Source organism: Pseudomonas sp. CFBP 8772 (assembly GCF_014841665.1).
Classification (GTDB): Bacteria; Pseudomonadota; Gammaproteobacteria; order Pseudomonadales; family Pseudomonadaceae; genus Aquipseudomonas; species Aquipseudomonas graminis_B.
In genome coordinates, this window is the sequence record NZ_JACYUI010000016.1 from 27,608 (window position 1) to 50,455 (window position 22,848).

At 60.9% G+C, this 22,848-nt stretch carries 28 protein-coding genes, 1 tRNA gene and 1 pseudogene; 19 read left to right on the forward strand and 11 right to left on the reverse strand.

Translation table 11 applies throughout. From position 1 onward, the window contains the following. Positions 1–66 precede the first annotated feature (66 nt). From IFT99_RS23725 to pilG, 3 genes are read right to left on the reverse strand one after another with little or no spacing between them, the layout of a single operon-like run. Positions 67–606 carry a chemotaxis protein CheW gene (locus IFT99_RS23725; protein WP_192135520.1) on the reverse strand — a complete coding sequence of 180 codons (540 nt, stop codon included), beginning with the start codon at positions 604–606 and terminating at the stop codon, positions 67–69. Between the two features lie 16 nt (positions 607–622). Further along, positions 623–988, reverse strand: coding sequence for a twitching motility response regulator PilH (pilH, locus tag IFT99_RS23730; protein ID WP_065991171.1), 366 nt, complete (start codon positions 986–988; stop codon positions 623–625). A 45-nt stretch (positions 989–1,033) separates the two neighbouring features. Then, on the reverse strand, positions 1,034–1,444 hold the full coding sequence (pilG, locus tag IFT99_RS23735) for a twitching motility response regulator PilG (protein WP_065991170.1): 411 nt from the start codon (positions 1,442–1,444) through the stop codon (positions 1,034–1,036). Between the two features lie 242 nt (positions 1,445–1,686). On the opposite strand from pilG, the gene gshB reads away from it, so the two are divergent. The 9 genes and pseudogenes from gshB to IFT99_RS23780 all read left to right on the forward strand — a co-directional run bounded on the left by gshB (position 1,687) and on the right by IFT99_RS23780 (position 8,669). Continuing rightward, positions 1,687–2,643 (forward strand): glutathione synthase, encoded by a 957-nt coding sequence (gene gshB / locus IFT99_RS23740; protein ID WP_192135522.1) that lies wholly within the window; start codon positions 1,687–1,689, stop codon positions 2,641–2,643. A 495-nt stretch (positions 2,644–3,138) separates the two neighbouring features. Next, positions 3,139–3,209, forward strand: a tRNA-Asn gene (locus IFT99_RS23745). Positions 3,210–3,254: 45 nt separating this feature from the next. Continuing rightward, positions 3,255–3,491: pseudogene (locus IFT99_RS23750) on the forward strand (glutathione synthase); the annotation flags it as partial. Positions 3,492–3,769: 278 nt separating this feature from the next. Continuing rightward, positions 3,770–4,672: an energy transducer TonB gene (locus tag IFT99_RS23755; protein WP_192135524.1), complete on the forward strand. Its 903-nt coding sequence runs from the start codon at positions 3,770–3,772 to the stop codon at positions 4,670–4,672. Positions 4,673–4,779: 107 nt separating this feature from the next. Beyond that, on the forward strand, positions 4,780–5,349 hold the full coding sequence (locus IFT99_RS23760) for a YqgE/AlgH family protein (RefSeq protein ID WP_192135526.1): 570 nt from the start codon (positions 4,780–4,782) through the stop codon (positions 5,347–5,349). After that, positions 5,349–5,786 carry a Holliday junction resolvase RuvX gene (gene ruvX / locus IFT99_RS23765; RefSeq protein ID WP_074892374.1) on the forward strand — a complete coding sequence of 146 codons (438 nt, stop codon included), beginning with the start codon at positions 5,349–5,351 and terminating at the stop codon, positions 5,784–5,786. Before IFT99_RS23760 ends, ruvX begins: the two co-directional genes overlap by 1 nt. Before the next feature lie 76 nt (positions 5,787–5,862). Next, positions 5,863–6,384 (forward strand): bifunctional pyr operon transcriptional regulator/uracil phosphoribosyltransferase PyrR, encoded by a 522-nt coding sequence (pyrR, locus tag IFT99_RS23770; protein WP_065991161.1) that lies wholly within the window; start codon positions 5,863–5,865, stop codon positions 6,382–6,384. Positions 6,385–6,396: 12 nt separating this feature from the next. Further along, positions 6,397–7,401, forward strand: coding sequence for an aspartate carbamoyltransferase catalytic subunit (locus tag IFT99_RS23775; RefSeq protein ID WP_192135527.1), 1,005 nt, complete (start codon positions 6,397–6,399; stop codon positions 7,399–7,401). Further along, positions 7,398–8,669 carry a dihydroorotase gene (locus IFT99_RS23780; protein ID WP_192135529.1) on the forward strand — a complete coding sequence of 424 codons (1,272 nt, stop codon included), beginning with the start codon at positions 7,398–7,400 and terminating at the stop codon, positions 8,667–8,669. Before IFT99_RS23775 ends, IFT99_RS23780 begins: the two co-directional genes overlap by 4 nt. A gap of 202 nt (positions 8,670–8,871) precedes the next feature. On the opposite strand, the gene IFT99_RS23785 is transcribed toward IFT99_RS23780, so the two are convergent. Further along, positions 8,872–9,288, reverse strand: coding sequence for an NINE protein (locus IFT99_RS23785; RefSeq protein ID WP_065991157.1), 417 nt, complete (start codon positions 9,286–9,288; stop codon positions 8,872–8,874). Positions 9,289–9,538: 250 nt separating this feature from the next. Here IFT99_RS23785 and IFT99_RS23790 point away from each other — a divergent pair, with 250 nt between their 5' ends. After that, the gene (locus tag IFT99_RS23790; protein WP_065991154.1) at positions 9,539–10,270 is read left to right on the forward strand and encodes a C40 family peptidase; all 732 of its coding nucleotides are present in this window, start codon (positions 9,539–9,541) and stop codon (positions 10,268–10,270) included. A gap of 74 nt (positions 10,271–10,344) precedes the next feature. On the opposite strand, the gene IFT99_RS23795 is transcribed toward IFT99_RS23790, so the two are convergent. Further along, the gene (locus tag IFT99_RS23795) at positions 10,345–11,379 is read right to left on the reverse strand and encodes a type IV pilus twitching motility protein PilT (protein WP_065991152.1); all 1,035 of its coding nucleotides are present in this window, start codon (positions 11,377–11,379) and stop codon (positions 10,345–10,347) included. Between the two features lie 54 nt (positions 11,380–11,433). On the opposite strand from IFT99_RS23795, the gene IFT99_RS23800 reads away from it, so the two are divergent. The 8 genes from IFT99_RS23800 to IFT99_RS23835 all read left to right on the forward strand — a co-directional run bounded on the left by IFT99_RS23800 (position 11,434) and on the right by IFT99_RS23835 (position 17,858). Continuing rightward, entirely contained in the window at positions 11,434–12,120 is a 687-nt protein-coding gene (locus tag IFT99_RS23800) for a YggS family pyridoxal phosphate-dependent enzyme (protein ID WP_192135531.1), read from the forward strand. Positions 12,121–12,144: 24 nt separating this feature from the next. Next, a complete protein-coding gene (gene proC, locus IFT99_RS23805) occupies positions 12,145–12,963 on the forward strand; it encodes a pyrroline-5-carboxylate reductase (RefSeq protein WP_065991149.1) in 819 nt (272 codons plus the stop codon). A gap of 10 nt (positions 12,964–12,973) precedes the next feature. Further along, positions 12,974–13,564 carry a YggT family protein gene (locus IFT99_RS23810; protein WP_065991147.1) on the forward strand — a complete coding sequence of 197 codons (591 nt, stop codon included), beginning with the start codon at positions 12,974–12,976 and terminating at the stop codon, positions 13,562–13,564. A 237-nt stretch (positions 13,565–13,801) separates the two neighbouring features. After that, positions 13,802–14,941, forward strand: coding sequence for a homoserine O-succinyltransferase MetX (gene metX, locus IFT99_RS23815; RefSeq protein WP_192135534.1), 1,140 nt, complete (start codon positions 13,802–13,804; stop codon positions 14,939–14,941). Positions 14,942–14,948: 7 nt separating this feature from the next. Further along, entirely contained in the window at positions 14,949–15,569 is a 621-nt protein-coding gene (gene metW / locus IFT99_RS23820) for a methionine biosynthesis protein MetW (RefSeq protein ID WP_065991140.1), read from the forward strand. Positions 15,570–15,692: 123 nt separating this feature from the next. Next, positions 15,693–16,301 (forward strand): RdgB/HAM1 family non-canonical purine NTP pyrophosphatase, encoded by a 609-nt coding sequence (gene rdgB, locus IFT99_RS23825; RefSeq protein ID WP_192135606.1) that lies wholly within the window; start codon positions 15,693–15,695, stop codon positions 16,299–16,301. Further along, complete coding sequence (hemW, locus tag IFT99_RS23830) at positions 16,298–17,512, forward strand: radical SAM family heme chaperone HemW (RefSeq protein WP_192135536.1); 1,215 nt, start codon at positions 16,298–16,300, stop codon at positions 17,510–17,512. Before rdgB ends, hemW begins: the two co-directional genes overlap by 4 nt. A gap of 22 nt (positions 17,513–17,534) precedes the next feature. Continuing rightward, a complete protein-coding gene (locus IFT99_RS23835; protein WP_065991135.1) occupies positions 17,535–17,858 on the forward strand; it encodes a DUF3392 domain-containing protein in 324 nt (107 codons plus the stop codon). Between the two features lie 90 nt (positions 17,859–17,948). Here IFT99_RS23835 and IFT99_RS23840 read toward each other — a convergent pair whose 3' ends face one another. The 5 genes from IFT99_RS23840 to IFT99_RS23860 all read right to left on the reverse strand — a co-directional run bounded on the left by IFT99_RS23840 (position 17,949) and on the right by IFT99_RS23860 (position 20,946). Beyond that, positions 17,949–18,389: a hypothetical protein gene (locus IFT99_RS23840; RefSeq protein WP_065991133.1), complete on the reverse strand. Its 441-nt coding sequence runs from the start codon at positions 18,387–18,389 to the stop codon at positions 17,949–17,951. 206 nt (positions 18,390–18,595) lie between these two features. After that, entirely contained in the window at positions 18,596–19,309 is a 714-nt protein-coding gene (trmB, locus tag IFT99_RS23845; protein WP_192135608.1) for a tRNA (guanosine(46)-N7)-methyltransferase TrmB, read from the reverse strand. 55 nt (positions 19,310–19,364) lie between these two features. Continuing rightward, positions 19,365–20,159, reverse strand: coding sequence for a thiazole synthase (locus IFT99_RS23850; RefSeq protein ID WP_065991132.1), 795 nt, complete (start codon positions 20,157–20,159; stop codon positions 19,365–19,367). Between the two features lie 66 nt (positions 20,160–20,225). After that, positions 20,226–20,426: a sulfur carrier protein ThiS gene (gene thiS, locus IFT99_RS23855; protein ID WP_065991131.1), complete on the reverse strand. Its 201-nt coding sequence runs from the start codon at positions 20,424–20,426 to the stop codon at positions 20,226–20,228. Between the two features lie 136 nt (positions 20,427–20,562). Continuing rightward, positions 20,563–20,946: a DUF423 domain-containing protein gene (locus IFT99_RS23860; protein ID WP_065991125.1), complete on the reverse strand. Its 384-nt coding sequence runs from the start codon at positions 20,944–20,946 to the stop codon at positions 20,563–20,565. 75 nt (positions 20,947–21,021) lie between these two features. On the opposite strand from IFT99_RS23860, the gene mtgA reads away from it, so the two are divergent. Further along, a complete protein-coding gene (gene mtgA / locus IFT99_RS23865) occupies positions 21,022–21,732 on the forward strand; it encodes a monofunctional biosynthetic peptidoglycan transglycosylase (protein ID WP_192135610.1) in 711 nt (236 codons plus the stop codon). Positions 21,733–21,990: 258 nt separating this feature from the next. On the opposite strand, the gene rpoH is transcribed toward mtgA, so the two are convergent. After that, positions 21,991–22,845 (reverse strand): RNA polymerase sigma factor RpoH, encoded by an 855-nt coding sequence (gene rpoH, locus IFT99_RS23870; RefSeq protein WP_065991120.1) that lies wholly within the window; start codon positions 22,843–22,845, stop codon positions 21,991–21,993. Positions 22,846–22,848 lie beyond the last annotated feature (3 nt).

Genomic DNA, 22,848 nt, shown 5'->3' on the forward strand with positions numbered 1-22,848 from the left:
TCAGGGCTCCGCCTGATGTTCGATTTAGGGGGCGTCGGCACAGTGGCGCAACGCTGCCGTTCTGTATCAAACCGCTACGTCCATGAAATCCGGCGACTGAACCAGCGCTCTCGGGCTGAACACCTGCCAGACCTGCTCGCGCACGAAACGCCCCTGTGTATAAGGCGCGACGCGGGCTTCGCTGTCGTGCCCCGGTTCCGGCATCAGACTGCGCTCGCTGAAATGCTGCATGCCCAGCACCTCGTCAATGAGCAAGCCGACAAAAACCCCCTGAAAATCGATTACCAGCACGCGACGCTGTTTGCGCAAGGGCGAGAGCTCGTGGCCGAAGAATGCGCACAGATCCATGATCGGCAACAAGCGGCCGCGCAGATTGGCAATGCCGCAGACCCATGCCTTGGCGCCCGGCAACACCGCGCAGCGCGGCTCGTGGAGGATTTCGTCGACCTCGCCCATGGGCGCCACGTAATGGCGCTCGCCCATGCGAAAGCCAATGCCGCCCCAACCCTGCTGTCGGGTTTCCTGCAGCGGAAGGCCGGCAGCGAGGGAGCGGCAGCGCTGGTCGATATCGAGCAGCAGCTGGAAGGCGGTTCGTGACTGGGCCATGAGCGTCAGCCGGGGGTCAGCCCGCGAGCACCGCGTTCAGGGTTTTCATGAGGGTTTCTTCGTCCACCGGCTTGGTCAGGTAATCCCGCGCGCCCTGGCGTTTGCCCCAGACCTTGTCGGTTTCCTGATCCTTGGTGGTGATCATGATCACGGGGATCATGCTGGTGTCAGCGTCTTTGGTCAGCTGACGGGTCGCCTGAAAACCGTTCAAGCCCGGCATGACGATGTCCATCAGCACGGCATCGGGCTTTTCCTGACGGGCCAGGGCCACGCCGTCGGCACCGTTTTCGGCCTTGAGGACCTGATGGCCGTGCTTCTCCAGCATGCCGGTCAGCTTGTACATTTCGGTCGGCGAGTCATCGACGATCAGAATTCGAGCCATGTTGCTTCCCCATAGAAACAGCCGTCCCGCACGAGGGGGACAGCATCAAGATAGTTGTTGTTCGACTGCAACGAACCCGGGCACATGGGCCTTGATCGCACTGAGCAGTTCTTCCTTGCTGAATGGTTTGGTCAAAAACTGATCGGAACCGACGATGCGCCCCTTGGCCTTGTCGAACAGCCCGTCCCTTGAGGACAGCATGATCACCGGCGTGGATTTGAACGCCCGATTGTTCTTGATCAACGCGCACGTCTGATACCCGTCGAGCCTGGGCATCATGATGTCGACGAAAATGATTCTGGGATGATTGTCGGCAATCTTGGCCAATGCATCGAAGCCGTCGATGGCGGTGATCACTTCACAGCCGACGTTTTTCAGCAGGGTCTCGGCAGTGCGACGAATCGTTCGGGAGTCGTCGATGACCATCACTTTCAATGGGGCTGAATGCTGTTCCATATCTGCTCTACCATCGCCGCGGCGAATCAGATGGGTTGCCTTCTGCCGGGCATCTGGTTTTGGGTCGGAGGCATCGGGAAGCGGCAAGGCAAGGCTGGCGCGACACCGGATGCCGAGCCTTTTTAGCACACTCTCCACGGTCAATCCATAAAGCCTTGCCCCTTGACCCAAAGCCGGCGCGGCGCCACCCTGACGCCTATTTTCGGCCTGTCGTGGCCTTTACCGATCAGAGGATATTACCCATGAGCATTCGCCTGGGAATCGTCATGGACCCCATCGAGCGCATCTCCTATAAAAAGGACAGCTCGCTGGCCATGCTCCTGGCAGCGCAAGCCCGCGGCTGGTCATTGTTCTATATGGAGCAGCACGACCTGTATCAGGACGCCGGCCAGGCCCGCGCCCGCATGAAACCGCTGAAAGTCTTCGCCGACCCGGCCCACTGGTTCGAGCTGGAAGCTGAAGTCGACAGCGGTCTGGACGACCTCGACGTGATCCTGATGCGCAAGGATCCGCCGTTCGACATGGAGTTCGTCTACTCCACCTATCTGCTCGAACAAGCCGAGCGCGCCGGCGTGCTGGTGGTCAACAAGCCGCAAAGCCTGCGTGACTGCAACGAGAAGCTGTTCGCCACGCTGTTCCCGCAATGCACCCCGCCGACGCTGGTCAGCCGCCGTGCGGACATCATTCGTGAGTTCGCCGCCAAGCATGGCGACGTCATCCTCAAACCGCTGGACGGGATGGGCGGCGCGTCGATCTTCCGCCACCGCGTTGGCGATCCGAACCTCTCGGTGATTCTGGAAACCCTGACCAAGCACGGCCAGGAGCAAATCATGGCCCAGGCGTATCTGCCGGCGATCAAGGACGGTGACAAGCGCATCCTGATGGTCGACGGCGAACCTGTGCCCTATTGCCTGGCGCGCATCCCCGCCGCCGGCGAAACCCGTGGCAACCTGGCGGCCGGTGGCCGGGGCGAAGCACGCCCCCTGACGGACCGCGATCGCTGGATCGCCGCCGAAATCGGCCCGACCCTGCGCGAAAAAGGCCTGCTGTTCGTAGGCCTGGACGTAATTGGCGAGCACCTGACCGAAATCAACGTCACCAGCCCGACCTGCATCCGCGAGATCGACAACGCGTTCGGGACGGACATTGGCGGCATGTTGATGGATGTGATTGAGAAGAAGCTGCAGGCGCGCGTTTAACCCGGCTCCTTGTGGGAGTGACCGGGGTGGCGCTCCACCTTGCTCACGAAGGTGGCATTCCAGCCGCCGAGGATTCAGCGGATGCTCAAGCCTCTTCGCGAGCAAGCTCCCTCCCACGGGAAATGGTGGGGCCCGCCCCTCCCGCTAATCGGCCCGGATCTAATCGCTATATATCAAAGTTTTATAATTTCGATTGGCAATAAAAAAACCTGTAGAGGGCATGAGAATAAAACGCGCACATATGCCGTCAGGACTTATTCGAAATAATGCTTGGATTCGTAATAGCAAATTCATTTTACGGGCAGCACCCCCGCTTCGATAACGCTTATAAAAATCTTCGAAAAAAATCCACATAGGCCAGCAAATTCAATTAGTTAATGAATAATCGCCGAGACACCATCTCAACACTAACACCATAACTCGCAGGAACTATCCACATCTGCAGCCAATGCCATTGAGTGGCATCGCTCACACCATCAACTACAGTCTTATTGTGTGTGGGTAATTTAATGGCAGAATAGGCGACTATTAATCGTCCAACGGAGGTTCGATTCCTTCCCCACATACTTTTACCCTTATACCATGCCAATAAATGGGAACATCTGGCGTAAGGAGGCTGGGGGGAAGCACGCCCGCTGACCGACCGCGATCGCTGGATCGCCGCCGAAATCGGCCCGACGCTGCGGGAAAAAGGCCTGCTGTTCGTAGGCCTGGACGTAATTGGCGAGCACCTGACCGAAATCAACGTCACCAGCCCGACCTGCATCCGCGAGATCGACAACGCGTTCGGGACGGACATCGGCGGCATGTTGATGGATGTGATCGAGAAGAAGCTGCAGAAGGTCTAGCCGCGACGTTGTAGGAGCGTGGCTTGTCCCGCGATCTGCCGGGAACCGGCAGCAAATCTGGCGAATACGGCATATCGGGTGTACCCCATTTGCCGGTTTTGCGACGGGTGCCCCGCCGTTCGCGGGACAAGCCACGCTCCTACAAGGGACCGCACCTCCCACTAATCGGCCCGGCGACATCAAACGCAAAGCCAGTCCTGACATTGCGTTATCATGCGCGGCCTGAATTTTTGCGCTAGGTGAGTAGTAATGCTGGCACATGTGCTGCCGGAGCGTGGATGAACGCTGCGGTCGACGATGATCTCCCCCTGTCCCTGACCCGCACTGGCGTGCGCCCTGCCGATCGCCTCGGGTTTACCCTGATGATCGCCGCACTGGTGCATCTGGCGGTGATCCTTGGCGTCGGTTTCACCTACGTCAAACCGGAAAAGATCAGCCAGACGCTGGAGATTACCCTCGCCCCCTTCAGAAGCGGCACCAAGCCCAAGGACGCTGACTTCCTCGCCCAGGAAAACCAGCAGGGCAGCGGCACCCTCGACAAGAAAGCGGTGCCCAAGACCACCGAAATCGCCCCGTACCAAGACAATCAGATCAACAAGGTAACGCCTCCGCCTGCCGCCAAACCGGTGATCAAGCAGGACGCGCCGAAGACAGCTGTCGCCACGAAAGCCCAGTCCACGCAAAAGACCGTCGCCAAGCGCGATGAGGTCAAACCGGAAGAACAGAAGAAGGTCGCGCCCACCATCGACAGCACGCAGCTGAACAGCGAAATCGCCAGCCTTGAAGCCGAACTGGCGGATGAGCAGCAGGCCTACGCCAAGCGTCCGAAGATCCACCGCCTGAGCGCGGCCTCGACCATGCGCGACAAGGGCGCCTGGTACAAAGAGGACTGGCGCAAGAAGATCGAGCGCATCGGCAACTTGAACTACCCGGATGAGGCGCGCCGCAAGCAGATCTACGGCAGCTTGCGGATGATGGTATCGATCAATCGCGACGGCTCGTTGTACGAAGTGCTGATTCTCGAATCATCGGGCCAGCCGCTGCTGGATCAGGCAGCGCAGAAGATCGTCCGGCTGGCCGCACCCTTTGCGCCGTTCAGTGGCGATCTGGCCGACATCGACCGGCTTGAAATCATCCGCACCTGGAAATTCGCGCGCGGGGACAAGCTGTCGAGTAATTGATCAGCCAATGCCGCGCACTATGAAACCTGACCTGCGTCGCGATTTATCCGCCCGCGAGTCAGTTCTGCCAGTTGTCACAACAGCCCCGCAACGCCACACTAGGGCTCATGAAAAACGTCTCTCCGTCGTACCTCAAACATCAGTTTCTGATCGCCATGCCCCACATGCACGATGAGAACTTCGCTCAGACCTTGACCTACATCGTCGAGCACAACGCCAATGGCGCCATGGGTCTGATCATCAACCGACCGCAAAGCCTGTCGCTGGCAGACGTCCTCGAACAGCTGCGCCCCGAATTGCCGCCCCCTGCGCGGTGCAAGGACATAGCCATTCACCTCGGCGGGCCGGTGCAGACCGACCGCGGCTTTGTCCTGCACCCTTCCGGCCAGGTGTTCCAGGCGACCGTGGATCTGGGCGGTATTTCGCTCTCGACCTCCCAAGACATCCTCTTCTCTATCGCAGACGGCTACGGTCCTGATCAGAATCTGATCACTCTCGGTTATGCCGGTTGGGACGCAGGCCAGCTAGACGCCGAGTTTGCCGCCAATGCATGGCTGAACTGTGCGTTCGACCCGGCAATCCTGTTCGAGGTTGAAAGCGAAGACCGGCTCAACGCCGCCGCCGCCAAACTGGGCGTCAACCTGAGCTTGCTGACCAGCCAGGCGGGTCACGCCTGATGGCCGGACTGCGCCTGCTGCTGGGATTCGACTACGGCACCAAGCAGATCGGCGTGGCCGTCGGGCAAGTGATCACCGGACAGGCACGCGAGCTCTGCACACTGAAAGCGCAGAACGGCGTGCCCGACTGGGACAAGGTTCAGGCGCTGATCGCCGAGTGGAAGCCGGATGCCATCGTGGTCGGCCTGCCGCTGAACATGGACGGCACGCCGAGCGAGATGAGCGCACGCGCCGAGAAGTTTTCGCGCAAGCTCAACGGCCGCTTCAACTTGCCGGTTTACACCCACGACGAGCGCCTGACCACGTTCGAGGCCAAAGGCGAGCGCGCCTCTCGCGGCCAGCACGGCAGCTACCGGGACAATCCCGTGGACGCCATCGCCGCAGCGCTTCTGCTGCAAAGCTGGCTGGAAGCCAACACCGCGCTGTTTGAAACCTGATCCATCTACGCTGAACCGAATTCGATTTACCCCGGACGTTCGTGCAGCGCACGCCGGGGCACCTGAAGGAGCAACCATGAGCCTGCCAAATCCCGCCGAACTGATCAGCCAGATGGCTATTGATCTCGACGCGCACCTGAACAAACGCGGCATAAAAGAGCCTCGTTTCATTGGCATTCGCACCGGTGGTGTGTGGGTCGCGCAGGCGCTCCTCGAAGCCCTCAACATTGAGTCCCCGCTGGGCACGCTGGACGTCTCCTTTTATCGGGACGACTTCAGCCAGAACGGCCTGCACCCGCAGGTGCGCCCTTCGGAGCTGCCGTTCGAAATCGAAGGCCAGCACTTGGTGCTGATCGATGACGTGCTGATGAGCGGGCGCACCATTCGTGCGGCGCTCAACGAACTGTTTGATTACGGCCGCCCGGCCAGCGTGACCCTAGTGTCGCTGCTGGATCTGGACGCCGCCGACCTGCCGATTCGGCCGAACGTGACGGGCGCGACCCTGTCACTCGCGCCCAATGAGCGGGTGAAGCTGTCCGGGCCAACGCCGCTGACGCTTGAACTGCAAGACCTTTCCACCGATTCCGCCGCCCTCTAAGAGTCCTTTGCGATGACGCCTCTCGACGCCAAGCGCCCGCTGCAACTGAACCATCAGGGCCAGCTGCAGCATTTTCTCTCCCTCGACGGTTTGCCCCGCGAACTGCTCACCGAAATCCTCGACACCGCCGACTCCTTCCTCGAAGTCGGCGCCCGGGCGGTGAAGAAGGTCCCGTTGCTGCGCGGCAAGACCGTGTGCAACGTGTTCTTCGAAAACTCGACCCGCACCCGCACCACGTTCGAGCTGGCGGCGCAAAGGTTGTCGGCGGACGTCATCACGTTGAATGTGTCGACCTCCTCCACCAGCAAGGGCGAGACGCTGTTCGATACGCTGCGCAACCTTGAGGCCATGGCCGCCGACATGTTCGTCGTGCGACACGGTGACTCCGGTGCGGCGCACTTCATCGCTGAGCATGTCAGCCCGCAGGTCGCGATCATCAATGGCGGCGACGGCCGTCATGCGCACCCGACCCAAGGCATGCTGGACATGCTGACCATCCGCCGCCACAAGGGCAATTTCGAGAACCTCTCGGTGGCGATCGTCGGCGATATCCTGCATTCCCGTGTCGCGCGCTCGAACATGATCGCGCTCAAAGCGCTGGGCTGCCCGGACATCCGCGTGGTCGCGCCGAAAACCCTGCTGCCGGTGGGCGTCGAGCAATACGGCGTGAAGGTCTACACCGACCTGACCGAAGGCCTGAAGGACGTCGACGTGGTGATCATGCTGCGCCTGCAGCGTGAGCGCATGTCGGGCGGTCTGCTGCCGAGCGAGGGTGAGTTCTACCGACTGTTCGGTCTGACCACTGCGCGTCTGGCCGGCGCCAAGCCCGATGCCATCGTGATGCACCCCGGCCCGATCAACCGTGGCGTGGAAATCGAATCAGCGGTGGCCGACGGCGCGCATTCGGTCATTCTCAATCAGGTGACTTACGGCATTGCGGTGCGCATGGCCGTTCTGTCCATGGCCATGAGTGGCCAAACCGCACAACGTCAGTTCGAGCAGGAGATCGCCCAGTGAAGTTCAGCATCCTCGGCGCTCGCGTCATCGACCCTGTCAGCGGTCTGGATCAAGTCACCGACATCCATCTTGAAGCGGGCAAAGTTCTCGCCCTCGGCGCGGCTCCTGCCGGCTTCAGCCCTACGGAAACCATCGACGCCGCCGGCCTGATCGCCGCCCCCGGGCTGGTTGACCTGAACGTGTCGTTGCGCGAGCCGGGTTACAGCCGCAAAGGCAACATCGCCAGCGAAACCCGCGCAGCGGCGGCCGGCGGCGTCACCAGCCTGTGCTGCCCGCCGCGTACCAAACCGGTGCTCGACACCTCCGCGGTCGCCGAACTGATTCTGGACCGCGCGCGCGAAGCCGGCCACAGCAAGGTCTTCCCCATTGGTGCGTTGAGCAAGGGCCTGGAAGGCGAGCAACTGGCCGAGCTGATCGCCCTGCGCGACGCGGGCTGCGTCGCGTTCACCAACGGCATGGTCAATTTCCGCAGCAATCGCACGCTCTGCCGTGCCCTCGAATACGCGGCGACGTTCGATCTGACGGTGATTTTCAACTCCCAGGACCACGATCTCGCTGAAGGCGGTCTGGCCCACGACGGCCCAACGGCGGCGTTTCTTGGCCTGCCGGGCATTCCGGAAACGGCTGAAACGGTGGCCTTGGCGCGGGACCTGTTGCTGGTCGAGCAAAGCGGTGTGCGTGCGCATTTCACGCAGCTGACCAGTGCGCGCGGTGTGGCGTTGATTGCCCAGGCCCAGGCGCAAGGCCTGCCGGTGACGGCGGACGTGGCGCTGTATCAGTTGATCCTGACCGATGAGGCGCTGACGGGCTTTTCGAGCCTGTATCACGTACAGCCGCCGTTGCGCACACGTGCCGACCGCGACGCATTGCGTGAAGCGGTGAAGTCGGGCGTGGTGCAGGCGATTTCCAGTCATCACCAGCCCCATGAGCGTGACGCCAAGCTGGCTCCGTTTGGCGCGACCGAGCCGGGCATCAGCAGCGTGGAGTTGTTGCTCCCACTGGCGATGACGCTGGTTGAAGACGGTCTGCTGGACCTGCAGACGCTGCTGGCCCGCCTCAGCTCAGGCCCTGCCGCTGCACTGCGCCTGCCCGCCGGAACGCTGATCGCCGGCTCGCCTGCGGATCTGGTGCTGTTCGACCCCGCCGCGTCGACGGTGGCGGGCGAAAAGTGGCTGTCGAAAGGCGAGAACTGCCCGTTCCTCGGCCATTGCCTGCCGAGTGCGGTGAAGTACACGTTTGTGGATGGGCGGGTCAGCTATAACGGGTGAGATTCACCCGCTTTGTCCAGCGTCCGCGCAGTTGCGCGGCAGGCGCTGTTTATGTGGGAGCAAGCTTGCTCGCGAAGGCTTACTTTCAGCCCCAGAGAAAGTGGCTGAATGCACCGAACCCTTCGTGAGCAAGCTCACTCCCACAATTCCGGCGTCACCAGTATGACCCTGCAGGGGTGAGCCGTATTTCGCAGCGCTCCTGCTATCTACGAGCGTTCTTCACCGAGATCTGGTCATTCAGCGTCCAGAAGTCGTACAGCACGCCCAGCAGCGCCAAACCTCCCGTGAACAGGTAAATGATCCCGGTGATCCATTTGCCCTGATACATCCGGTGCACACCGAACACGCCCAGAAAGGTCAGCAGAATCCAGGCGAGGCTGTAATCGGTCGACCCCGCGTTGAATCGCAGGTCCGCTTCCCGATCCATCGCCGGAATCAGGAACAGGTCGATCAGCCAGCCAATGCCAAACAGACCGAGCGTGAAAAACCAGAGCGTACCGGTCACCGGCTTGCCGTAATAAAACCGGTGAGCGCCGGTGAATCCCACAATCCAGAGCAAATAGCCCATGACCTTACTGTGGGTATCAGGACGTTGAACGTCCGCTTGATAGGTGTTCATTGTTGACCTCGCCTTCTGCAATAGAAAAAAATATGCGTAAGTTTTGTGACTTTCGTGACGCCGTCCGACGTATGGCTTGAACCTCTTTTCAATCGTGCAAACCCTTGTTCTGCAAGGTGATCAGCACAGCAAGATGACGATTTTGCCGCCAAAACTGACTCCAAGGGCAGTAAATTGTTCGACAAGGGGGCTCAGAATTTCGCCAAAAGCTGTTATAAAGTTGCGCGCTGACCAACATGAGCCCTGCCTAATGCGTCCATTTTTCAAGACATGGCTGACTATTTGTCTATTTATGCCACTGGCCGCCCACGCCACCAATCGTGAGCAAACCCTTCCACCGAGCTTCACCGGTTTCACCGCCAGGTCCGAGTCGCCGGAATCCGTTTCACGCAACATTGCCGCTCAACGCGCTGCAATGGCTGCATTGGAACAGACGGCTACTCCACTCGAGTCCTCCGGCAAGCGAGCCAAAGCTGTTAAGGGGAAACCATCCCGCAGCACTCGCAAGATTTCGCAGAACACTGTCGCCCTGGCCAACACGGCGCAGATGGGTACCAAACAGAGCAGCACCGTGGTCAACCGGGCCGTTAACGCCATCGGTACACCTTATCGTTGGGGCGGCACCAGCCCGACAAAAGGGTTCGACTGCAGCGGACTGGTGAAATATGCCTTCAACGACGTGAGCGAAGTCGATTTGCCGCGCACCTCCAACGCCATGGCCGAAGGCCACGGGCAGAAGGTTGACCGCAAGGACTTGAAGCCGGGCGACTTGCTGTTTTTCAACATCAAGAGCCGCAAGGTGAATCACGTGGCGATCTACCTCGGCAACGACCGGTTCGTTCACGCGCCACGCCGCGGCAAATCCGTGACGATCGATACGCTGAAGAAGCCGTATTGGGACAGCCATTACGTCGTCGCCAAGCGTGTGCTGCCAAAGCAGCCGCCGAGTCAGAAAGGCACTGTGCGCATCGCCCAGCGTTGATCGCACACGCCGCCTGACAAACAACACGGTGGGGAGCGGAGTCATTCGCTCCCCACCGTCGTTTGCCCTCCCGATCAAAAATTGTCCGGCGTCTTCGCCTTCTCCCGCGCACTCTCCCGCGTGATCAGCCCCTTGCTGATCAAGTCCTTCAGGCACATATCCAGCGTCTGCATCCCCAGCGACCCCCCGGTCTGAATCGACGAATACATCTGCGCCACCTTGTCCTCGCGGATCAGGTTACGGATCGCCGACGTGCCGATCATGATCTCGTGGGCCGCGACACGGCCTCCGCCCACCTTCTTCAACAGCGCCTGAGACACGATGGCGTGGAGCGATTCGGAGAGCATCGAGCGGATCATCGACTTCTCCTGCGCCGGAAACACATCGACGATACGGTCGATGCTCTTGGCAGCGGACGTGGTGTGCAGCGTGCCGAACACAAGGTGGCCGGTTTCGGCTGCCGTCAGCGCCAGGCGAATGGTCTCCAGGTCGCGCAGCTCACCCACCAGAATCACGTCAGGGTCTTCACGCAGGGCCGAACGAAGCGCTTCGGCGAAACCGTGGGTGTCGCGATGGACCTCGCGCTGGTTGATCAGGCTTTTCTTGGACTCGTGAACGAACTCGATCGGGTCTTCGATGGTGAGGATGTGGTGATGTTTGTTGCTGTTCAGGTAATCGACCATCGCCGCAAGGGTGGTCGACTTGCCCGAGCCGGTCGGACCGGTCACCAGCACCAGGCCGCGGGGCACGTCGGTAATCTTGCGAAACACTTCGCCCATGCCCAGCTCTTCCATGCTCAGGACCTTCGACGGAATGGTCCGGAACACCGCGCCGGCGCCGCGATTCTGGTTGAACGCGTTGACCCGGAAGCGCGCCACGCCCGGCACTTCGAAGGAAAAGTCTGTCTCCAGATCCTCCTCGAAGTCCTTGCGCTGCCTGTCGTTCATGATGTCGTAGATCAGCGCCTGGACCTCTTTCTGGTCCAATGCGGGCAGGTTGATCCGCCGCACATCGCCATCGACGCGAATCATCGGTGGCAGGCCGGCAGAGAGATGCAAGTCCGACGCGCCTTGCTTGGCACTGAAGGCCAGCAGCTCGGTAATATCCATACAGCTCCTCATCACATAGAATGCCGCAGACTTTAGCCCTGCTGGCGCAAATCAATGTCCACGATAGCAGAGAACATTTCAACGCTCGCCGAGCGAATTCGTAGCGCGGCGCAAGCGGTGCAGCGCGACCCGGGCTCTGTCGGCCTGTTGGCGGTGAGCAAGACCAAACCGGCGAGCGACCTGCGGGAAGCCTACGACGCCGGCCTCCGCGATTTCGGCGAGAACTACCTTCAGGAAGCCCTCGGCAAGCAGGCCGAATTGACCGACCTGCCCTTGATCTGGCATTTCATCGGCCCCATCCAGTCCAACAAGACTCGCGCCATCGCCGAGAATTTTGCCTGGGTGCATTCCGTGGACCGTCTGAAAATCGCACAACGGCTGTCCGAGCAGCGGCCGCCAGCACTGCCGCCGCTGAACATCTGCATTCAGGTCAACGTCAGCGGCGAGGCCAGCAAGTCAGGCTGCAGCCCTGAAGACCTGGCCGCACTGGCCCAGGCCATCGGCGCGCTGCCGAATCTGAAACTGCGCGGCCTCATGGCCATTCCCGAACCTACCGACGACCGCGACGAACAGAACGCTTCGTTCGCCGCCGTCAGCACGCTGCAGGCACAAATTGGCCTGCCGCTGGACACGCTTTCCATGGGCATGAGCCACGACCTCGAAGCCGCCATCGCACAAGGTGCGACCTGGGTGCGGATCGGCACTGCCCTCTTCGGCGCCCGCGACTATGGGCAGCCTTAACCTTTGCCCCACAGGAAACCGTTCATGAGCAAAACCCGTATCGCGTTCATCGGCGCCGGCAACATGGCCGCCAGCCTGATTGGCGGCATGCGCGCCCAGGGCGTCGACGCTGAGCTGATTCGTGCCAGCGATCCTGGCGCAGAAACCCGCGAGCGCGTGGCAAAAGAACACGGCATCAAGGTGGTCGCCGACAACGCCGAAGCCATCGAAGGCGCCGATGTGGTGCTGCTGGCGGTCAAGCCGCAAATGATGAAATCCGTGTGCGAAGCGCTGAAACCGGCGCTCAAGCCTCATCAATTGATCGTGTCGATCGCCGCCGGGATTACCTGCGCCAGCATGCGAGCCTGGCTGGGCGAGCAACCCCTCGTGCGCTGCATGCCGAACACGCCCGCACTGCTGCGCCAGGGTGTCAGCGGCCTTTACGCCACCGCCGATGTCACTCAGGCACAGCGCGAGCAGGCCGAGACGTTGCTATCGGCGGTCGGGATTGCCCTGTGGGTCGATGAAGAAGCACAGATCGACGCGGTGACTGCGGTATCAGGCAGCGGCCCGGCGTATTTCTTCCTGCTGATCGAGGCGATGACCGCCGCAGGCGTCACGCTCGGGCTGCCGGCTGACGTTGCCAGCAAGCTCACCCTGCAAACCGCGCTGGGCGCCGCACTGATGGCCACCGGCAGCGACGTCGATGCGGCAGAGCTGCGTCGCCGAGTGACATCGCCTGCGGGCACCACCGAAGCGGCCATCAAATCGTTCCAGGCCGATGGCTTCGAAGCAATTGTGGAGAAGGCGCTGGGCGCTGCCGCACATCGCTCCGCCGAACTCGCCGAACAGCTGGGCAAATAAGGAGCAACACATGAATGCACTCACCGGCGCCACGATTTTCGTCATCCAGACGCTCATCAGCCTGTACCTGACCATCGTTCTGCTGCGCTTCGTGCTGCAGTTGGTCAAAGCCAACTTCTATAACCCGCTGTGCCAGTTCGCTGTTCGTGCGACCCAGCCGTTGCTCAAGCCTATCCGGCGCATCGTGCCGAGCGTTTTCGGGCTCGACACGTCCTCGCTGCTGCTGGCGATCGTCATTCAGGCGCTGTTGATGGCCTTCGTGCTGATGATGACCTACGGCACCATCGGCGATATCCCACACCTGTTGATGTGGTCGATCATCGGCATCACGTCGCTGCTGCTGAAGATCTTCTGGGTGGCGATGATCATCATGGTCATCGTGTCGTGGATTGCTCCGGGCAGCCACAACCCGGCGGCCGAGCTGGCCTATCAGATCAGCGAGCCGATTCTGGCGCCGTTCCGCCGCATCATCCCCAACCTGGGCGGCATGGACATCTCGCCGATCTTCGCCTTTATCGCGATTCAGGTGCTGCAGTCCTACGTCATGCCTGCGCTGGCGGCCTATGCCGGCATGCCGCAAGAGCTGTGGCGTTTGATCTGACAGCCGCCGCATGCAGCCAATGGGAATGCGGTAACTCTGACCGTAGGACCGGCTTCAGCCGGGAAGCTTTTGATCTTGGGGCGACGGCACCAGCAGCCGTCGCCCTTTTCCCCGCCTAATGAATGTAGCGCCGACAAAAATCCAAAGCGTCACCCTCCGCGCATTCAGCCATTTAGTTTGTTGCCGCACCCCGGCGCGATCTTTAGACTTACGCCTCATTTCAGCGAGAGCAGGTCGATGTCCACGGTCTTTCCCAAAGATTCTGTCGGTCTAGTCACGCCGCAAACGGCGCATTTCAATGAGCCGCTGGCCTTGGCCTGCGGGCGTTCGTTGCCAGCCTACGATCTCATCTACGAAACCTACGGTCAGCTCAACGCCGCCAAGAGCAACGCGGTGCTGATTTGCCACGCGCTTTCGGGTCATCACCACGCGGCGGGCTATCACAGCGCCGAAGATCGCAAGCCGGGCTGGTGGGACAGCTGCATCGGGCCCGGCAAGCCGATCGACACCGATAAGTTCTTCGTCGTCAGCCTGAACAACCTCGGCGGCTGCAACGGCTCCACCGGCCCCAGCAGCCTCAACCCGGAAACCGGCAGACCTTTTGGTGCCGACTTCCCGGTGTTGACGGTCGAAGACTGGGTGCACAGCCAGGCGCGTCTGGCCGACCGGCTGGGCGTCGATCAATGGGCGGCCATCGTCGGCGGCAGTCTGGGCGGCATGCAGGCGCTGCAATGGACGATCACCTACCCCGAGCGCGTGCGTCATTGCCTGGCGATTGCTTCCGCGCCCAAGCTGTCGGCGCAGAACATCGCGTTCAACGAAGTCGCGCGGCAGGCGATCCTGACGGACCCGGAATTCCACGGCGGCTCGTTTCAGGAGCACGGCGTGATCCCCAAACGCGGCCTGATGCTGGCGCGCATGGTCGGGCACATCACGTACCTGTCCGATGATTCGATGGGTGAGAAATTCGGCCGGGGCCTGAAGAACGAAAACCTCAACTACGACTTCCACAGCGTGGAATTCCAGGTCGAAAGCTACCTGCGGTACCAGGGCGAGGAGTTTTCCGGGCGCTTCGACGCTAACACCTATCTGCTGATGACCAAGGCGCTGGACTACTTTGATCCGGCCGCCAACTTCAACGACAACCTCGCCGCCACTTTCGCCAATGCCAGCGCCAAGTTCTGCGTGATGTCGTTCACCACCGACTGGCGCTTCTCCCCGGCCCGCTCGAGGGAACTGGCCGACGCGCTGATGGCGGCGAAAAAGGATGTCTGTTATCTGGAGATCGATGCGCCCCAGGGACACGACGCCTTCCTGATCCCGATCCCGCGCTACTTGCAGGCCTTCTCCAGCTACATGAACCGAATTGCACTCTGAGGACACCATGAGAGCCGACCTGGAAATCATCCAAGACTGGATACCGGCAGGCAGCCGTGTGCTCGACCTCGGCTGCGGCGACGGCGAATTGCTCGCCTGGCTGCAGGAGCACAAGCAAGTGACGGGCTATGGCCTGGAAAACGACGCCGACAACATCGCGCGTTGCGTGGCGCGAGGCGTCAATGTCATCGAACAGGATCTGGACAAGGGGCTGGGCAACTTCGCCAGCAACAGTTTCGATGTGGTGGTCATGACCCAGGCGCTTCAGGCCGTGCACTACCCGGATCGCATCCTCGACGAAATGCTGCGCGTCGGCCGCCAGTGCATCATCACCTTCCCCAACTTCGGGCACTGGCGCTGCCGCTGGTACCTGGCGAGCAAAGGGCGGATGCCGGTTTCCGAATTCCTGCCGTACACGTGGTACAACACCCCGAACATCCACTTCTGCACCTTCGAAGATTTCGAAGAGCTGTGCCGGGGTCGCTCGGCGAAGGTCATTGATCGGCTCGCGGTCGATCAACAGCATCGGCACGGCTGGGCCAGCAAGCGTTGGCCTAATCTGTTGGGTGAAATCGGCATCTACCGCGTCAGCAGCCCAGGCTTGCAGGACCATCAGATTGCCGTGTGACCTGCGCTGCAGGGCGTTAAAGCCCTGTCGGCCAGCGCTAGCACTCAGGTAAAAGCGGGCAACAGCCACACACTGGCTCAGCTTCAATCAGTAGATTTTCACGCAGCCGATTTTCACGGACTCATCATGAATCTCACCCAGCTTGTACTGGCCAGCCATAACGCCGGCAAACTCAAAGAACTTCAGGCCATGCTCGGCGCCAGCGTTCAGCTGCGCTCGATCGGCGAGTTCAGCACCGTGGAGCCCGACGAAACCGGGCTGTCGTTCGTCGAGAACGCCATCCTCAAGGCGCGCAATGCCGCACGTATTTCGGGCCTGCCGGCGCTGGCCGATGATTCGGGGCTCGCGGTGGATTATCTGGGCGGTGCGCCGGGCATCTATTCCGCGCGGTACGCCGACGGCCAGGGCGATGCGGCGAACAACGCCAAATTGCTGGACGCCCTCAACGACGTCCCCGCTGAACAACGCGGCGCCCAGTTCGTCTGCGTTCTGGCCCTGGTGCGCCACGCCGACGACCCGCTGCCGATCCTCTGCGAAGGCCTGTGGCACGGCCGCATCCTCACCGCCGCCAGCGGCGAGCACGGCTTTGGTTATGACCCATTGTTCTGGGTGCCGGAGCGCAACTGCTCAAGCGCCGAACTCACCCCGGCCGACAAGAACCAGATCAGCCACCGCGCCCGCGCCATGGCCATCCTGCGTCAGCGTCTGGGGCTGAGCCCTGATCAGCAATGACTCAGGATTCCACCACCCGGCCGCTGATTCTCGGCGCGGCCGGCTTCACGACAGAGCCGTCGCGGGCGCCCCTTGCCGAGCTGCCGCCGCTGTCGCTTTACATCCATATCCCGTGGTGCGTACGCAAATGCCCGTACTGCGATTTCAACTCCCACACGGCGAGCCCGGTGTTGCCGGAGCAGGAATACGTCGACGCGCTGCTGGCCGATCTCGACCAGGACCTGCCCCACGTCTACGGCCGCGAGCTGAGCACGATCTTTTTCGGTGGCGGCACGCCCAGCCTGTTCAGCGCCGATGCGCTGGGCCGCCTGCTGAGCGGCGTTGAACAACGCATTCGCTTCGCCCCAGACATCGAGATCACGCTGGAAGCCAACCCCGGCACCTTCGAGCAGGTGAAATTCAGCGCCTATCGCGGTCTAGGCATCAATCGTCTGTCCATCGGCATCCAGAGTTTTCAGGAGGCCAAGCTCAAAGCGCTGGGGCGTATCCATAACGGCGATGAGGCCGTGCGCGCTGCCGACATGGCGCGTCGGGCGGGTTTTGATAATTTCAACCTGGACCTTATGCACGGTCTGCCGGACCAGTCCCAGGAAGACGCCCTCGGCGACCTGCGTCAGGCGATCGCCCTCGCCCCGACCCACCTGTCCTGGTATCAGCTGACCCTTGAGCCGAACACGGTGTTCTGGAATCAGCCGCCCACGCTGCCGGAAGATGACATCCTTTGGGATATTCAAGAGGCCGGTCAGACGCTGCTTCGGGAAAACGGCTATGGCCAATACGAAGTGTCGGCCTACGCCCAGCCGGGACGCGAAGCACGGCATAACCTGAATTACTGGAGCTTCGGGGACTTTCTCGGGATCGGCGCGGGCGCCCATGGCAAGCTCAGCCATCCGGACGGGCGCATCATCCGCACCTGGAAAACCCGACTGCCCAAGGATTACCTCAACCCGGCCAAGGCTTATCAGGCTGGCGAAAAGCGGCTGCCACTGGATGAGATGCCCTTTGAATTCCTGATGAACGCCCTGCGCCTGACAAAGGGCGTGGACGCTGCATTATTTCAGCGCCGCACCGGTCTAAGCGTCGATTCGCTCGCCAGCGCCCGTCTTGAGGCCGAACAACGCGGCTTGCTGGAGACCGATCCGGCACGGCTGGTGGCGACCGCTCGCGGCCAGTTATTCCTCAACGACTTGCTGCAGCACTTTCTTCTGTAAGGCTCAACATTAAGGACACTGAATGGAATTCGTACTCGACTTGCTGGCCACCGTCTCGCGCTGGAGTCGCAGCAATTTGTCGGAAATCGCCTTGGCGTTGGTCGGCTGCCTGCTGATTCTGTTCGGGACCGACATCAAGGGCTGGATCGAAGGCCGCCTCGGCAGCTTTGCCGGCGCGTTGCGCATTCCGATCATGGCGCTGCTCTGCACCGTTGGCAGCGGCGCTGCGCTGATTTATGCCACGCCGTGGGTCGTGCGAGGCCTGAGCCAGTTCAACAACTACAGCCTGGCGCCGGTGTTGGTGGTGGTGCTGGTGTTGATCGGGGTGGTGGCGGATCGGAAATAACCGACCGGAATGCAAAAGCGCCCTTGCCCGCGATGGCGGGAAGGGCGCTCAAGAAATCACACTCCGCTGTTGCCGAGTGCGATCAATCCATCAGCGAATGCTTTGGATGCTGCCTTTGTTGCCGGTCACTTTTACGTTCACTTGCTTGAAGATGAAGTAATCGTTGACGGTGACTTCGTAACGCGGCGCGACGATCAGGTCGGAACCGGACGATTTGACCGCCTTGAACGCTGCGGCTGCTTTGGTGGAGGAGATCGGGTCCGGCAGAGGAAGGCCCATGCCACCGCCGCTCGCGCCGCCGTAGGTCACGCCGTCCGCAAACTGCGTGTCGCCGCCGATGTTCAACCAGCCGAACAGAACATTGGTGGATGACTCGCCGCTGATGGCTTCACCGACTTTGACGTCAGCCTTCAGATCAGTCTTCACGTCGCCGGACAGCGAAGCGCTTGGCTGGCTGACGTTGTAGCTGACACAGCCGCTGGTGGTCGCAATCAGCGTGGCGATCGCAGCCATTTGCCAAAACTTGTTCATCTTTATTCCTCGTCATCGATATGGATATATGCAACGGCGGGGACTATGAAGATCAGAACTGAAAATGGATGTCGGACGATTCCGAAGACCCTGTAGCCTTCTTAGGAAGAAATCGAAGGGTTCGTCGTACAAGGCAATTATCGGCTGAAATGTGCTGTAAAAACTCAAAAGCGGCCGCTTTTGGGCCGCTCCTGGTCAAGAAGTGATCAGGCCAGCTTCTCGAACTTCAGATCCCAGACCCCGTGACCGAGCCGTTCGCCACGGCGCTCGAACTTGGTGATCGGACGTTCCGCAGGGCGCGCAACGCATTTGCCGTCCTCGGCCAGGTTGCGGTAACCCGGGGCCACATTCATGACTTCCAGCATGTATTCGGCATACGGTTCCCAGTCGGTCGCCATGTGCAGCACGCCGCCCGGCTTCAACTTGCTACGCACCAGTTCGGCAAATTCGGCTTGAACGATACGGCGCTTGTGATGGCGCGACTTGTGCCACGGGTCCGGGAAAAACAGCATCAGCCGGTCCAGGCTGTTGTCGGCCACACAACGGTTGAGCACTTCGATCGCATCGCAATCGTAAACGCGCAGGTTGGTGAGACCTTGGGTCAGCACGCCGTTGAGTAAAGCGCCAACCCCCGGACGGTGCACTTCCACCCCGATGAAATCCTGTTCTGGCGCGGCGGCGGCCATTTCCAGCAGCGAGTGCCCCATGCCGAAACCGATTTCGAGAGTGCGCGGGGCCGAACGACCAAACACTTCGTCGAAATCAACGGGGGCGTCCGCGAGCGGCAGCACGAACAACTCCTTACCCTGATCCAGGCCACGTTGCTGACCTTCGGTCATGCGACCGGCGCGCATCACGAAGCTCTTGATGCGGCGGTGATGGCCGTCATCGCCTGGCGCTTTGGCATTTTCGTCATTCATCACTTCATCGTCCGGAAGTGGGTCGGGCGTTTGCGAATCAATCATCAACAGGCTCTTACTTGATCAGACCATCCAGCGGCGAGGACGCGCTGGCATAGAGTTTCTTGGGCATACGACCGGCCAGGTAAGCCATGCGTCCCGCCAGAATGGCGTGCTTCATGGCTTCGGCCATCAGCACCGGGTGCTGCGCGTGAGCGATGGCCGAGTTCATCAGCACCGCTTCGCAACCCAGCTCCATAGCAATAGTAGCGTCGGAAGCAGTGCCGACACCCGCATCTACCAGCACCGGGACTTTCGATTCTTCGAGGATGATCTGCAGGTTGTACGGGTTGCAGATCCCCAGGCCAGTACCGATAAGGCCCGCGAGGGGCATCACCGCGCAGCAACCGATTTCGGCGAGCTGGCGGGCAATGATCGGGTCATCGCTGGTGTAGACCATGACGTCGAAGCCGTCCTTCACCAGCGTTTCGGCTGCCTTGAGGGTTTCGATGACATTAGGGAACAGGGTTTTCTGGTCAGCGAGGACTTCCAGCTTGACCAGATTGTGGCCATCGAGCAGCTCGCGGGCCAGGCGGCAAGTGCGCACGGCCTCAATGGCGTCGTAGCAACCGGCGGTGTTCGGCAGGATGGTGTAGCGATCCGGCGGCAGCACGTCGAGCAGGTTCGGTTCGCCCGGGTTCTGCCCCAGGTTGGTCCGGCGCACGGCAACGGTCACGATCTCGGCGCCCGAGGCTTCGATGGCCAGTCGGGTCTGTTCCATGTCCGTGTACTTGCCAGTGCCGACCAGCAGGCGCGACTGAAAAGTACGACCGGCCACGGTAAACGGCTTGTCGCTGCGAACGTTGCTCATCTGAAATCCTCTTTACGGTTGAGGTTCTTGCAGTGCTTGCGGATCAGGCCGACAGCACGTCGAAGGCTAGCCGCCACCGATGGCGTGTACCACTTCGACCTGATCGCCCTCGGACAGCGTCGTGGCGGCATGCTGGCTGCGCGGGACGATGTCCAGATTGAGCTCGACGGCGACTCGGCGCCCGGTCAGATCCAGACGTGTCAGCAATGCCGAAACGGTCTCGCCGTCGGGCAGCTCAAAGGATTCACCGTTCAACTGAATGCGCATGCGAGGGGGCAGCCATCATTTTAGGGGGCGAGCATTCTAGCCCGATCGGGCGGTATGACCAAGGCAAAGCCACGCCATTCGTCTCAGGCGTGGCCGAGGGTTGCTGCGCGCTCGACATGAGCGCACGCATTCGGGATCAGAGCGTGTCGAGGCCCAGGCGCCAGGCTGTCCAACCGAGAATCGCCCAGCCGATCAGGAAAAACAGGCCGCCGAAGGGGGTGATGATGCCCAGCTTGGTCGCGCCGGTCAGCGTCATCAGGTAGAGGCTGCCGGAAAACAGGATGATGCCCAGTGTGAAGGAGATGCCTGCGTAGGTGACGAGCCGGCCCTGGATCTGCATCGCCAGCAGCGCCACGCCGAAAATTGCCAGGGCATGAATCAGTTGGTAGAGCACGCCAGTGTGGAAAACCGCGAGGTACTCGGGTGTCAGGCGGTTTTTCAGGCCATGGGCGGCGAACGCGCCAAGGGCGACGCCGGTGAATCCGAAGAAGGAGGCCAGCATCAGAAAGGTTCGTAACATGTACAACTCCAGGCAAGTTCAATGACGCGTCGTCTGTATAATGGCCCGCTCAACCGGTTCGGCCAAGCCATCTCTATGCTGCAATTACTTCTCCGTCGTGTCGCCAAAGGCCTGCTCTGGTTCGCAGCGGCAAGTGTCGTGCTGGTGCTGATTTTCCGTTGGGTCCCTCCTCCGTTCACTGCGTTGATGGTCGAACGCAAGATCGAATCCTGGTTCGACGGTCAGCCCATTGACCTGCAGCGCGACTGGGAGTCATGGGACAACATCTCCGATGACCTGAAAATCGCCGTCATCGCTGGCGAGGACCAGAAGTTCGCCGAGCACTGGGGTTTCGATATCGACGCCATTCAGGCGGCACTGGTTCACAATGAACGCGGCGGCTCCCTGCGCGGGGCCAGTACGCTGAGCCAGCAGGTGTCGAAGAACCTGTTCCTGTGGTCGGGCCGCAGCTACTTCCGCAAGGGCCTGGAGGCCTGGTTCACCGGGCTGATCGAGGTGTTCTGGTCCAAGCAGCGCATTCTTGAGGTCTACCTGAACAGCGTGGAATGGGACGACGGCGTCTTCGGCGCCCAGGCCGCTGCGCAGCATCACTTTCATGTGAATGCGAGCCAGCTTTCCACGCAACAGGCCAGCTATCTCGCCGCCGTCCTGCCCAATCCGCGGGAGTGGAGCGCCAGCCACCCCACCAGCTACGTCTCACGCCGCGCAGGCTGGATCCGCCAGCAGATGCGTCAGTTGGGTGGGGATGAGTATTTGATGGGGTTGAATCACGGTCGCAAGTGGTAAGCCCAAGTCTGGCTTTATAGCTTTCGTAGGACTGGCTTTAGCCGGGAAAGCGTTACGCGTCACGCCGCAATCCTAATGGTGCTCAACCCGGCCTCTTCCCGGCTGAAGCCGGTCCTACTCAGAAACCGCGTCCACCTTGCGGGATGGGCAGGGTCAGATTCGCGTTCACGCTGTTAGTAGTTTCCGCATCAGGCGCAATACATCCCACAAACAAAAACGCCCCGATCACTTCGGGGCGTTTTGCGTTTCGCGCAGCGATCAGGCAGCGATCGACAGCTTCAGCTTGTTCATCGCGCTCTTTTCGAGCTGACGAATACGCTCGGCAGAGACGTTGTACTTCTCGGCCAAGTCGTGCAGCGTGGCCTTTTCTTCCGCCAGCCAGCGTTGGTACAGAATGTCGCGGCTGCGGTCGTCGAGCACGTTCAACGCTTCGTGCAGGTTGGCCGTCGAGCTGTCAGTCCAGTCGGAATCTTCCAGCTGACGCGCCGGATCGTAGCGATGGTCTTCCAGGTAGTTGGCCGGCGACTGGAAGGCGCTGTCGTCGTCGGCTTCTGCCGCCGGGTCGAACGCCATGTCGTGGCCGGTCAGACGACTTTCCATCTCGCGCACTTCGCGGGGCTCAACGCCGAGGCTTTCCGCCACGCGATGCACTTCTTCGTTGTTCAGCCAGGCCAGACGCTTCTTCTGACTGCGCAGATTGAAGAACAGTTTGCGCTGAGCCTTGGTGGTTGCGACTTTTACAATGCGCCAGTTGCGTAGGATGAACTCGTGAATCTCGGCCTTGATCCAGTGCACGGCAAAGGACACCAGACGCACGCCCATCTCGGGGTTGAAGCGCTTGACGGCCTTCATCAGGCCAACGTTACCTTCCTGAATCAGGTCAGCCTGAGCCAGTCCATAACCGGAATAACTGCGTGCGATATGCACGACAAATCGCAGGTGGGCGAGCACCATCTGCCGAGCCGCCCCTAAATCCTGCTCGTAATAGAGACTCTCGGCCAGTTCACGCTCCTGCTCAGGCGTCAGCAGTGGAATGCTGTTTACCGTATGCACATAGGCTTCCAGGTTTGCACCCGGAACCAAGGCATAAGCAGGTTGCAAAGAATTGGTCATACG